This is a genomic window from Janthinobacterium sp. NFX145, from assembly GCF_049810325.1.
GTDB lineage: Bacteria > Pseudomonadota > Gammaproteobacteria > Burkholderiales > Burkholderiaceae_D > Janthinobacterium > Janthinobacterium rivuli.
Map to the genome: position 1 here is coordinate 4289404 of NZ_CP187360.1, position 11717 is coordinate 4301120.

The 11717-nt window shown below is 61.3% G+C and carries 11 protein-coding genes; 4 read left to right on the forward strand and 7 right to left on the reverse strand.

What is annotated here, in order from left to right; translation table 11 throughout:
- Positions 1–12: 12 nt before the first annotated feature.
- Together ACPJXG_RS19130 and xsc are read right to left on the reverse strand one after the other, a co-directional pair.
- Entirely contained in the window at positions 13–438 is a 426-nt protein-coding gene (locus ACPJXG_RS19130) for a nuclear transport factor 2 family protein (RefSeq protein ID WP_402720750.1), read from the reverse strand.
- Between the two features lie 278 nt (positions 439–716).
- On the reverse strand, positions 717–2525 hold the full coding sequence (gene xsc, locus ACPJXG_RS19135; RefSeq protein ID WP_425254769.1) for a sulfoacetaldehyde acetyltransferase: 1809 nt from the start codon (positions 2523–2525) through the stop codon (positions 717–719).
- A gap of 201 nt (positions 2526–2726) precedes the next feature.
- On the opposite strand from xsc, the gene ACPJXG_RS19140 reads away from it, so the two are divergent.
- Genes ACPJXG_RS19140 through ACPJXG_RS19150 form a run of 3 tightly spaced genes read left to right on the forward strand, consistent with a single transcriptional unit; the run spans position 2727 to position 6317 of the window.
- Positions 2727–3575, forward strand: a complete 849-nt coding sequence (locus tag ACPJXG_RS19140; RefSeq protein ID WP_425252013.1) for an IclR family transcriptional regulator — start codon at positions 2727–2729, stop codon at positions 3573–3575.
- A gap of 40 nt (positions 3576–3615) precedes the next feature.
- Entirely contained in the window at positions 3616–4590 is a 975-nt protein-coding gene (locus ACPJXG_RS19145; protein ID WP_425252014.1) for an AAA family ATPase, read from the forward strand.
- Entirely contained in the window at positions 4587–6317 is a 1731-nt protein-coding gene (locus ACPJXG_RS19150) for a cobaltochelatase CobT-related protein (RefSeq protein ID WP_425252015.1), read from the forward strand. Before ACPJXG_RS19145 ends, ACPJXG_RS19150 begins: the two co-directional genes overlap by 4 nt.
- A 4-nt stretch (positions 6318–6321) precedes the next feature.
- Here the strand turns inward: ACPJXG_RS19150 and ACPJXG_RS19155 are convergent, their stop codons facing one another.
- Both ACPJXG_RS19155 and ACPJXG_RS19160 read right to left on the reverse strand, forming a co-directional pair.
- The gene (locus ACPJXG_RS19155; protein WP_425252016.1) at positions 6322–7464 is read right to left on the reverse strand and encodes an AAA family ATPase; all 1143 of its coding nucleotides are present in this window, start codon (positions 7462–7464) and stop codon (positions 6322–6324) included.
- Positions 7461–8348: an RNA ligase family protein gene (locus ACPJXG_RS19160; RefSeq protein WP_425252017.1), complete on the reverse strand. Its 888-nt coding sequence runs from the start codon at positions 8346–8348 to the stop codon at positions 7461–7463. The genes ACPJXG_RS19155 and ACPJXG_RS19160 overlap by 4 nt, the downstream gene beginning before the upstream one ends.
- Before the next feature lie 436 nt (positions 8349–8784).
- Here ACPJXG_RS19160 and ACPJXG_RS19165 point away from each other — a divergent pair, with 436 nt between their 5' ends.
- Positions 8785–9186, forward strand: a complete 402-nt coding sequence (locus ACPJXG_RS19165) for an RtcB family protein (protein WP_402720745.1) — start codon at positions 8785–8787, stop codon at positions 9184–9186.
- Between the two features lie 76 nt (positions 9187–9262).
- Here ACPJXG_RS19165 and ACPJXG_RS19170 read toward each other — a convergent pair whose 3' ends face one another.
- From ACPJXG_RS19170 to pta, 3 genes are read right to left on the reverse strand one after another with little or no spacing between them, the layout of a single operon-like run.
- On the reverse strand, positions 9263–9877 hold the full coding sequence (locus ACPJXG_RS19170) for a hypothetical protein (protein ID WP_425252018.1): 615 nt from the start codon (positions 9875–9877) through the stop codon (positions 9263–9265).
- Complete coding sequence (locus ACPJXG_RS19175) at positions 9874–10641, reverse strand: TSUP family transporter (protein WP_425252019.1); 768 nt, start codon at positions 10639–10641, stop codon at positions 9874–9876. The genes ACPJXG_RS19170 and ACPJXG_RS19175 overlap by 4 nt, the downstream gene beginning before the upstream one ends.
- Before the next feature lies 1 nt (position 10642).
- On the reverse strand, positions 10643–11644 hold the full coding sequence (gene pta / locus ACPJXG_RS19180; RefSeq protein ID WP_425252020.1) for a phosphate acetyltransferase: 1002 nt from the start codon (positions 11642–11644) through the stop codon (positions 10643–10645).
- Positions 11645–11717: the final 73 nt, after the last annotated feature.

Sequence of the window (11717 nt, forward strand, 5' to 3'; positions counted from 1 at the left end):
GAACGTACTGGCTCAGGCTTTGGCAGCCGTGACGACCGGTGGGCGATCCTTGCGGAAAGCGTTCTTCACGGCGATCTTGCCGTCGCGGAAAGTAAAAATGTCGACCATGCGCGCTTCGATGCGCGTACCGTCCGCCTTGGTGCCGGCAAACGTCGACTCCGTCACGCCGCGCTCGCCGCTGACGAAGTGCACGGGGTTAAGCCATGCCGCGTCGGGGAAGGTTTGCCAGGCCAGTTCGAAACCGGCGCGCACGGCGTCGCGGCCGATAAAACTCTTGCCCAGCAAGTCAGGACCGGCCACGGCGTGAAATTCGCAATCATCGGCCATGGCGGCCATCAGGGCGTCGATATCGTGGCGGTTCCAGGCATCGCCGAACGCTTGCAGAAAATCAGTAGTGGCAGCGGTGGTGACGGCGTCGGTAGGTACTCGTGTGTTCATTTTTGTCTCCGTGAGTCGAATTTGGTACTATTCGTTCCGTTTTTTAGTATTTTATTGAATTTAAGCTGAATGCTTGGGCTTGTCAAATCAAATAATCCAAATACCGGGACGCTTTGTATTCTTTATTGAAATAGCGATGAAGAAGTGACAATGTGTGAGAATTTCGTCACAACGCTGTGTCGGATTACGCCGGGCTTGCGCCCGGCTAATCCGACCTACGCCAGCACCACGCGTAGGTTGGATTAGCCCAGAGGGCGTAATCCAACAACACCATCACATCAAACGTAGTCTTTATATTTATCCAGGTGACGCACAGGTTTGCTCAGCGCATCCCGGCGGAACGGGTCGCCCAGCTCGCGCGTGCACATGATTTCAATGATGGTGGTCTTGCCTTCATTCATCTGCATGTCGATCGCTTTCTTCAAGGCCTGGCCCACGTCTTCCAGCTTGTCGACCGTGATGCCTTCGGCGCCCATGGCGCGCGCAATTTCCGCAAAGCTCTGGTTGTCGAGTTCACCGGCCACGAAGCGGCGGTTGTAGAAATCGACCTGGTTTTTCTTTTCCGCGCCCCACTGGCGGTTGTGGAACACCACGGCCGTCACGGGGATGTTGTGGCGCACGCAGGTCATCGTTTCCATCAAGCTCATGCCCCAGGCGCCGTCGCCCGCATACGACACGGCCGGACGGTGCGGCGCGGCCACTTTCGCGCCGATGATGGTCGGGAACGCATAGCCGCAGTTGCCAAAGCTCATCGCCGCAAAGAAGCTGCGCGGCTTTTCAAAGCGCAGGTAACTATTTGCCACCGAGTTGATGTTGCCGATGTCGGTCGACACCATCACGTCTTCCGGCATGGCTTTTTCCAGCTCGCGCAAGACCTGGCGCGGATGCAGATAGCTGCCCGGCTCTTTCTTCTGCTCTTCGATCATGTCCAGGCTGTACGCATCTTTTTCATGCGTCCAGTTCGTCAGTTCCTCTTCCCATGCCGCTTTTTCGGCTTGCACGGTGGCATAACGCTCGTCGCGCGTGGCGTCGCAGTCGAGCGTCTTGCCATCCAGGCGGGACAGGATGGCTTTCGCGGCCGCCTTAGCATCGCCGCAGATGCCGACCGAAATCTTTTTCACCAGGCCCAGCATCTTGTTGTCGGCGTCGATCTGGATGATCTTGGCGTTTTTCGGCCAGTAATCCATGCCGTGCTGCGGCAAGGTACCGAACGGGCCCAGGCGCGAGCCCAAAGCGACGACGACGTCCGCCTTGGCGATCAGTTTCATGGCTGCCTTGGAACCCTGGTAGCCGAGCGGACCGCACCACAGCGGGTGGCTGGCGGGGAAGGAATCGTTATGCAGATAGCTATTGACGACGGGTGCGCCGAGGCGCTCGGCCAGGGCCTTGCATTCTTCGATCGCTTCGCCCATGACGACGCCGCCGCCCGAGATGATCACGGGGAACTTGGCCTTGGCCAGCAGCTCGGCCGCGTCGTTGAGGCTTTGCTCGCCGCCGGCGCCACGGTCCAGGCGGTTCGGTTTTGGAATTTCCGCCTTGATTTCGCCATAGAAATAATCGCGCGGAATGTTCAGTTGCGTCGGGCCCATTTCCGACATGGCGCGGTCAAAGCAGCGGCCCGTGAATTCCGCCATGCGGGCGGGATTGGTCACATGACCCTGATATTTCGTGAATTCCTCGAACATCGGCAACTGGTTCGCTTCCTGGAAGCCGCCCAGGCCCATGCTCATGGTCCCCGTTTCCGGCGTAATGATCACGACGGGCGTATGCGCCCAGTAGGCGGCGGCAATGGCTGTCACGCAATTGCTGATGCCGGGGCCGTTCTGGCCGATGACCACGCCATGGCGGCCCGAGACGCGGGCATAGCCGTCGGCCATGTGGCCGGCGCCCTGCTCGTGCACGACGGGAATCAAACGGATGCCGGCCGGCGCAAAGATATCCATCGGGTCCATGAAGGCCGAGCCCATGATGCCGAACATGTCGGTCACGCCATTGGCGGCCAGGGTTTCCACGAACGCTTCGGAAGGCGTCATCTTTTGCGGGCCGGTAGGGGTAGCCGCTGCGGCGGCGGCTTTTTGCTCGGTCATGTCATTCATGGGTGTCTCCTGGTCTGTGGTGATAAGCTTCGTCTAAATTATCAAAAAACGGTATATTTTGTTCCGAAATTTGATATACAATTCAATTTAAGCGTTCAGCAATCAAAAGTCAAACAGAATTTCGAGGAAACGGTACAATTTGAGTTCGAAAATGAAATAACACTCAGACAGACAACCGAGGCCACCATGGACATGATTTCATCCCCAAAACTTGAGCCGGAAAAACTGGAAGGCGACACGCCCACGATGCGTTTGTTTGCCTTGCTGGAAGTGATTGCCGAAAAAGACCAGTTGCTGTCGCTGCAAGCGCTGGTGGAAGAAACGGGACTACCAAAACCCACCCTGCACCGCATGCTGCAACAGCTGGAAAGCGTGGGCGTGCTGCAGCGCGAAAGCGATGGCCGCCACTACAGCACGGGCGTGCGCCTGCGCCGCCTGGCGTCGAACCTCTTGATTAACAACACTTTCCATGGCGCCCGCCGCATGGTCTTGCGCCAGCTGGTCGAGGAAGTGGGCGAAAGCTGCAACCTGACGGCCTTCAGCGGCAGCGAAGTGGTGTACCTGGACCGGGTAGAAACGGCGGCCCCGCTGCGCTTCTATCTGCATCCCGGTTCTCGCGTGCCGGCCCATTGCTCGTCCAGCGGCAAGCTGTTCCTGGCGCAAATGACGCCCGTACAACGGCGCCGCCTGCTGGGCCATATGGAATTGACGCGCTTTACGGACAAGACGGAAACGGATCCCGTCAAGCTCGAGCGCGAACTGGAACTGGTGCGCCGCAACGGCTATGCGCTCGACGACGAGGAATTCCTTCCCGGCCTGCTGTGCGTGGCCGTGCTGGTGCCGAACCCGAACGGCCGCTCGAACCTGGCCGTGGCCATCCAGGCGCCCATCATCCGTTTGACGCACGACAAGGCTTTACATTTCTTGCCAGCATTGCAGCGCGCCGCGCAAGCCCTGGCCGCCATCGAATCGGAAACCATGCCGACGACGGGCGGGGACGACGACGCATTGCAAACCGGCAATTCCGCAGCTCACACATAACCGCCGTAGCGCCCATGCTGCGGCTTCACAGGAGAACAAGGTGCCAGATTCACGCCAACATCCCCCCGCCGCCGCAGCGCAAACCGTGCAGTCCGTGCGCAGCCTGTTCCATATCGACAGCGACCTGCTCGTGCCCGTCTTCACGGAGCGCGACCCGCACGTGCCCGACATCGATCCCGCCTACCGCTTCAACAAGGATGTGACCCTGGCGATACTGGCCGGCTTCACCCACAACCGCAGAGTGATGGTGCAAGGCTTGCACGGCACGGGCAAGTCCACGCACATCGAGCAAGTGGCGGCGCGCCTGAACTGGCCTTGCGTGCGGGTCAACCTCGATGGCCACATCAGCCGCCTGGATCTGGTCGGCAAGGACGCCATCGTGCTGCGCGAGCAGCAGCAGGTCACCGAATTCCAGGAAGGCATCGTGCCCTGGTCCTTGCAACGGCCCGTGGCCCTGATCTTCGACGAGTACGACGCAGGCCGCCCCGACGTGATGTTCGTCATCCAGCGCATTCTCGAGCGCGACGGCAAGTTCACCCTGCTCGACCAGAACCGGGTCATCACGCCGCATCCCCACTTCCGTTTGTTCGCCACCTCGAACACGGTGGGCCTCGGCAACTTGAACGGCATGTACCACGGCACGCAAGTACTCAATCACGCGCAGATCGACCGCTGGAACATCGTTGCCACCTTGAATTATCTGCCGCAGGACGAGGAAACGCAGATCGTGCTGGCGCGTGTCCCCGCCATGAACGACGAGGCGGGCCGCCAGTTGGCCGCCCGCATGGTGGCCGTGGCCAGCCTCACGCGCCACGGTTATGCGGCGGGCGACCTGGCTTGTCTGATGTCGCCGCGCACGGGGATCACCTGGGCGGAGAATTGCCAGATCTTCCGCGACCCGGCCCTGGCCTTCCGCCTGTCCTTTCTCAACAAATGCGACGAGGCCGAGCGGCCCATTGTGGCCGAGTATTACCAGCGCTGTTTCAATGAGGAATTGCTGGCGAGCCAGGCATGAACGCCGAAGCCATCATTCCTGCCGCCTACACGCGCGAGCAGCAGGAAACGGACGAGTTGTGCGCGGGCGCCATCCGCGCCCTCAGCGGTTCTCCCTCGATACGCTACCGCGGCCGGCGCCTGCACGACGGCCACCGCCCGCTGCCCATCCATGCGGCCCATCTGCAGCCCGATGCGGCGCTGCAGGATTTGCCCTCCTTGCGCGGCGCGGCCGACAGCGTGGCCCTGCGCCTGCTGCACACGGATGCCGCCCTGCACAAGTCCCTGTGTCCGCTTGCCCCCGTGGCACGCCTCGTCTTCGAACTGCTGGAGCAGTTAAGAGTGGAAACGCTTGCGCCCGATCAACATGCCGGCGTGATCGCCAACCTGCGCCACCGGTTTACGGCCTGGTCGCACGCGTTTTACGATTCCGGCCTGGCGGAAGGCGCATCGGGCTTGCTCTTGTATACAGTGTTCCAGATGTGCTGGTCGCGCCTGACCGCCAGGCCCGTGCTGGAAAAGACGGAAGATTTTATCGAGGCCACGCGCTGGTCGGTGTCCTCAACACTAAGCGGCGACCTGGCTGGCTTGCGCCGCCACCGTGCCGACCAGGCGGCCTTTGCGCTGCACGCGCTGGCCATCGCCCACGCCGTCGATGCCATGCTGAAAGAAGCGCAAGCGGTGCGCGACGGCAGCCAGGACGATGGGGGAGACGCCAAGGCGCAGGCAGCCTTCAAGCTGCTGCTCGATTTCGACAGCGATAACGACAATATTCCAGACGCCGCCCCGCTGGGCGAGAGCCGCGCCTTCAGCGATGGCGATGGCGGCTACAAGGCTTACTCCACAGCATATGACCGCGAGGAAAAAGCGGGCGATCTCGTGCGCCGCGCCCTGCTGCTCGACTACCGCGAACGCATGGATGCCCGCATCGCCAGCCTGGGCATCAACACGGCACGTCTGGCGCGGCGGTTCACGCAATTGCTGGCCGTGCCCCAGCGCGATGGCTGGTCATTTGGCGAAGAAGAGGGGTATATCGATGGCCGGCGGCTGGCGCAGCTGATCAGTTCGCCGTCCGAGCGCAGGCTGTTTCGCAAGGAACAATTCCTGCCGCAATCCGATTGCCTGGTGTCCTTTCTCGTCGATTGTTCCGGCTCCATGAAGACGCATGCGGAATCCGTGGCCGTGCTGCTCGACATTCTGTTGCGCGCGCTGGACCAGGCCGGCATCACCACCGAATTGCTGGGCTTTACGACGGGCGCGTGGAACGGAGGACGAGTCAAGCGCGACTGGATGCGCGCCCGCTCGCCCGCCAATCCGGGCCGCTTGAACGAACTCGTGCACATGGTGGTCAAGGATGGCGACACGAGCTGGCGCCGCGCGCGGCCCGACATCGCGGCCCTGCTGAAGGCGGACCTGTACCGCGAAGGCGTCGATGGCGAAGCCGTGGACTGGGCGTGCAGCCGCATGCTGGCGCGCCCGGAACGGCGGCGCATCCTGCTCGTCGTGTCCGACGGTTGCCCGATGGATACGGCCACGAATCTGGCCAACGACGAGTTTTACCTCGCGCAACATCTGAAACAAGTGGTGGCGCGCCGCGAAGCGCAGGGCGCGGTGGAAATCTGCGGCCTGGGACTGGGCCTGGACCTGGGCGCCTACTACAGCCGCAGCCTGGCCACCACCCTGCCCGCCTCGCTGAACAATGAGCTGTTCAGCGAGATCGCGCAGTTGCTCGGTGGACGCAAACGCTAGCGGTTCAACTCACCTCATAGCGCACGGCATGCGCTTCCATCGGCAGCGGGATTTCCCAGTTCCACAGCATCGCTTGCAGCTTCTTGTTGCTCAGCGATGTGTCGCGCTGGCCGTTGCGCCGCAGTAATTCCTTGCGCGGCTGCTCCAGGTACACGAGCTCCACCTGCGCATGGTATTTGTACAGCAGGTTGAGCGTCTTTTCGCGCATCAGCTTGGACAGGTGCGTGGCGTTCCACACGAACGGTTCGCCCTTGCGCAACAGTTCGCGCGCCCGCTCTTCCGCATAGTCGCCCACCTGCCCTTCGTTCTTGCCGTGCTTCAAGCCCAGGGCCGTGCGCGCATCGTCAAACGACACGACGGGCAGGCGCGGATGGTGTTTCTCCACCCACGTATTCTTGCCCGACGCGGGCAAGCCCGACATGACGATCACGTGCGAACCCGCTTCCTGGAACAGGGGATAGTCGGGATGCGCCTCGGCGCCGCGAAAATATTTGACGCGCGTGTGGTCGTCGACAAAGGCGCGCCGCTGTCCATAACAGCCCTCCTCGCGCGCCAGTTCGCGGAACAGCTCGATGGCGTCGAGTATGCGCTGCGGATCGGGACAGATGCGCCCGCGAATATCGGCTTCGGCCAGCATGGCCAGCAGGCGGATATCGACTTGCCACGACAGTTCGCGCACGGTGAACTCGGGCGTGACGCCGCGCCGCGATGTTTCCAGCGCAAAGAACGGCACCTGGTGCACATTGATCAGGCGGCAGATCTCTTCGCGCGCGGCAAACGGCACGTCGCCATCCCACAGGGCGATGCGCGCATCGAGGGCGCCCTTGCGCGAGTGGCCCGGCTGGCCGATGGCGCCCGTCACGGGGTCGATCACCGTGGTGCTGCACTTGGCCACGTCGTGCAGCAAGGCGGCGAGAAACACGATTTCCTGTTCCGCCCGCGTGGCTTGCTGATATTCAAGCATGCCCAGCAAGGATTCGACCACCATCATCGTATGCGTCCACACATCGCCTTCCGCGTGGTACACGGGGTTTTGCGGCGTCGTCTTGGCCAGTTCCAACTGTGGGAAGGCGGCCAGGCAGGCGTTGAAATCGGGCGACTGGCCCGGCATGGGCACCAGTTGTTGCAGGGTTTTCCAATGCATCATTTTGTACTCCTTGAGAAGGCTGCCAGTTCGTCGAGCGACCGGCAGGTGTGTAAACCCAGGCTTTCCCACGTGACGAGCGGTTGCGGCGCGTACAGGTCGACGCCCTCGGCCAGCTGGTTGGGGATCAAGGGCCGCGTGCTGTGGTGCGAGCCGCTGTCGAGGATGGTTTGCGTAAAGTCATGGCGCACCAGCTTGTAGCGGGCCAGCACTTGCTCGTCATCCTCCACCTTCAGATACAGGCCTTCCGCGTGGTCGGATTTGTCCGTCTGCTTCCAGCACAGGTCCAGCGGCAGGCGTTCGCGCGCCACCGCGGTTTCAAAAGCGTCGCGCCACAGCCGGGACTTCGCCAGCGAATGGCGCAGCAGCTGCCACAGCTGCTTCGGCGACGTGGGCATGGTGCCCGCATACAGCACGGGAACCGACAGCACGGGCGAGCCGGCCAGCATGGCGTGGCGGCGCGCCGTCGACAAGAACATCTGGCTGCGGCGGCAGTACACGTCGAACTCGTTGAAGTAATGGGGTAGCCGGTCGTAAAACACGGAATGCTTGCTGTACGACCATTCGCCAAACAGCACATACTGGTCTTCCAGCAAGTGCAGCAAGGCGTGTTCGTGCGCATGCGCCCACGGCTTCAACAGGTTGAACTGGCGTTCGCTGCCGCCGCCCGCCAGGTAATGGCCGCGCGACTGCAGCAGCACTTCGCCCGCATCGCTGAACGACACGGCGGAGTTGGCGCCATCGATTTTTTCCTCGATGACGACGTACTGGCCGGCCAGCTTTTTCAGGGGCATCTGGTCGGAACCGTCGTCGCCGTCCTGCAGGCGCGAACCTTCCAGGTGCGGCGTACGCGGGTATTTGAATAAGGGTAAAGATTGTAAAAACATAGCGTCCCACGCCGCGTTCACCGGGGCGTGTCCATACAGGGTCAGGGGTGCTGACGACGTGTTCGGGCGTGGACGATCAAGAGCGTAGTCTTGGATACGTGTGCGGATGGAACAAAAACAGTGCCGCAGCAATCGGGGGCGTCAACGCGCCGAACGATGCTGCAAAGAGCATTTCGTCAGCGTTAGCAGGTGATGGCGAAGTAGCGAGGCACTTTTGGCTCCAATAAGGAAGAGGTTCGAGAAAGAACCGCGAATATAAAGGCTGTTTGATTATTTTGCAAGTGGCTACGCGTATTGTGCGCCCTCTTGCGCGCGCGCCCGCTTTGCAATCCGCACGAAGTTTGCTAAGCTGGCGGCACTTCCTGTCGCTGCTGCGTGGAAAACAAACATGGCCCTTGCAAAAGGGCCGTGCATTCGTTATTTCCGGAGCAGAATCGTGTTTCCCATATCCAGATTACAAAAAGCCCTGCGCCGCCAGGGCATCGCCGTCGCCTATGCCGACGGCATTTATACACTCAGCAATCCACACGCGCAGGCGTCCGTGCTGCTTCCCCACAACTTTCCCCTCGAGGAAAAAGCCGTGCGCCAGCTGATGGCGTTTGCCGCCGTCGCCGTAACGGGCCAGGATGGCCATGTGTGCAAGGCCTGTGCCACGCCCGACTTTCACCCTGGCAGCATTGCGCCCGTGGGCAGCATCGTCGCCACCAGTCCCGACATGGTGATCCCCGCCATTCCCGGCACGGACATCGCCTGCGGCATGCGCTTGATCACGACCGGCTTGACCCTGGCCCAGTTCGAGGCGCGCAAGCCGCGGCTATTGAGCAAGCTCTCCTTTTAATAAGTTTATCAAACGGAAATATCCGAAAAGGTCAGGCTACCTCAAAGCATGTAGAGAAGGTGTTAGCGCTGAAAGATCAATCTTGAGAAGGGGCCTCTTCTTGGAGTTGGTCGGTGACGCCGGTGAGACATGCCATAAGAGGTTGAAACTCCACATCTGACAACGCGGTCCCAAAACTGACCACAGTATCTAACCGCTGGCTTTTGTATCTTGTTGCGAACTGGATGCGTTCGCCGTTAGCCATCCCAAGCAGGATGTCGTAAGTTTTTACGAGGTCCGCTCCGGCAAGAATATAGCCAGGGGTATCACCAGGGATAATCTTCTGTAGCCGGAGAGCGCTTCCTTCAGCTTCTTTTGCAATCCAGAAGTTAGTAGGAGCAGGTTGGACGGCCGTCGGCGGCGATTTGTTCTCCAGCATTTTCTTTGTGGATGTCTGTATCTTTCCAGCTTTGATTAATCCCACATGCATATTTGCACGGATATTGATAGAAAAATCATAAACGTCCACACTTTGGCCTTGGATGTTGAGTACAACGGCATGGATCCCACATGTCGAGTAGCCTTTATCATCTCGACCAATTTGAGGCTGGAGCTTGGCGGAAGCCGCCTGCACAACGATTTGTGCCAGTACAGATTGGCTTCCCCCTCCAAGTGAGAAGGCGCAAATCATAAGGTAAATTATCTTTTTCATAAAACATTGTATATCGGAATGCCGCTTCGGACCATCAGTGAAATGCCGATCAAGGTCAGCACGGCAAAGGCGATGCGGCGCATGCCGCGCTGGGCGATCGGTGGCGGGTAGCGCTTGCCGGCCATCGTGGCCAGCACGCCCACGGGCAAGGCCAGCGAGCACAGCAACAGCACTTTTGCGTCCAGCTGGCCCTGGCTACCCGCCATCAGCGAGCGTCCGCCCGCGCTGATGGCAAACAAAAAGATCAGGCTGTAGCGGATGGTTTTCAGACTCATTTCCTGGCGGTAGAACTGGTACACGAGCGGTGGCCCGGCCAGCGAAAACAGGCCCGAGAACAGGCCGCCGCACACGCCGCTGATGAAGAAGCTGCGTTTATCCGCCGCGCCCGGTCCCGGCGGCGCTTGCAGCAGGATGCTGACGCCGCCATATACGATGGCCGCGCCCAATAACAGATGCAGCAAGGGCGCATACGCCTGGTCCAGGTAGCCGAGCAGCAACACGCCGGCCGCCATGGCGGGCAGCAAACCGATGCTGGCTGCGCGGATGGCGCGCCAGTCCAGGTGGTGCAAGGCGCCCGGCAAGGCCACGAGGCAATTGGCCAGGGACAACAAACTGACGAGGGCCGCCAGCGCCGGCACGGGCGCCAGGCCCAGGCCGCTGGCCACGCCCATGACGATCATGCCCAGGCCAAAGCCCGTGACGGTCTGGAAGTACGTGCCCGCCGCCACTACGCCCAGCAGCGCCAGCACGGGCCAGCTGAACAACTCAGCGCCCACCCTGGGCCTGCACGGACGTGACCGCAATCACGTTATAGACATCGTCGGCGCTGCAACCGCGCGACAGATCGTTGGCGGGCTTCTTCAAGCCTTGCAGCAAGGGGCCGATGGCGACGGCGCCGCCCATGCGCTCGGCCAGCTTGTAGCCGATATTGCCCGCGTCCAAGTTCGGAAACACCAGCACATTGGCGCGGCCGTTGACGACGGAATCCTTGACCTTGCGCTGGGAAATCTCGGCCACGATGGCCGCATCGAGCTGCACGTCGCCATCGATGGCCAGCAGCGGACGCTGGGCCTTGACCCGGTCTGTTGCCGCATGCACCTTGTCGACGGCCGCGTGGTGGGCGCTGCCGCTGGTGGAAAACGACAGCATGGCCACGCGCGGCTCTTCCATCAGCAAGGCTTGGGCGCTGTCGGCGGCGGCCATGGCGATGTCGGCCAATTCCTCGGCTTTCGGATCAACAACGAGGGCGCAGTCGGAAAAGATGAAACCGCCCTTGAGGCTGTGAAAAGGTTCGCACAGCATCATCAGGAAAAAGCTCGACACCAGCTTGAAAGCCGGGTCGACGCCGATGATCTGGATGGCGCTGCGCACCACGTCGGCCGTCGTGTGCACGGCTCCCGCCACGCAACCGTCCGCATCGCCCAGGCGCACCATCAGGTTGGCATAGCACAAGGGATCCTGCACGGCGGTCCTCGCCTGCTCCACCGTCATGCCCTTGGCTTGACGCAGCACAAACAATTGCTGGGCGTAGTGTTCCGACTCGTCAGACGTTGCCGGATCAACCAGGCGCACGGCGTCCAGGTCCAGCGCGTGCTCACGCGCCAACGCCAGGATGGCGGCCGGCTTGCCGACGATGGTGATGTGCGCCAGGCCTTCGGCAGCGGCACGCACGGCCGCCTGCAGCACGCGCACGTCGCCGCCTTCGCACAAGACGATGTTTTTCGGCACGGCGCGGGCTTGCGCGATGATGCGGTGCAGGGCTTTCATGGCGACTCCAATTCGGTAAAAAAATGCCGGAGCCATGGAAGCACAAAGATGACTCCGGCACATAAAACCCGGC

What these genes read in the sequence shown, in the direction of transcription:
- ACPJXG_RS19130 (WP_402720750.1), bottom strand. Translation starts at nt 438, where the DNA reads ATGAACACACGAGTACCTACCGACGCCGTCACCACCGCTGCCACTACT.
- xsc (WP_425254769.1), bottom strand. Translation starts at nt 2,525, where the DNA reads ATGACCGAGCAAAAAGCCGCCGCCGCAGCGGCTACCCCTACCGGCCCG.
- ACPJXG_RS19140 (WP_425252013.1), top strand. Translation starts at nt 2,727, where the DNA reads ATGATTTCATCCCCAAAACTTGAGCCGGAAAAACTGGAAGGCGACACG.
- ACPJXG_RS19150 (WP_425252015.1), top strand. Translation starts at nt 4,587, where the DNA reads ATGAACGCCGAAGCCATCATTCCTGCCGCCTACACGCGCGAGCAGCAG.
- ACPJXG_RS19155 (WP_425252016.1), bottom strand. Translation starts at nt 7,464, where the DNA reads ATGATGCATTGGAAAACCCTGCAACAACTGGTGCCCATGCCGGGCCAG.
- ACPJXG_RS19160 (WP_425252017.1), bottom strand. Translation starts at nt 8,348, where the DNA reads ATGTTTTTACAATCTTTACCCTTATTCAAATACCCGCGTACGCCGCAC.
- ACPJXG_RS19170 (WP_425252018.1), bottom strand. Translation starts at nt 9,877, where the DNA reads ATGAAAAAGATAATTTACCTTATGATTTGCGCCTTCTCACTTGGAGGG.
- pta (WP_425252020.1), bottom strand. Translation starts at nt 11,644, where the DNA reads ATGAAAGCCCTGCACCGCATCATCGCGCAAGCCCGCGCCGTGCCGAAA.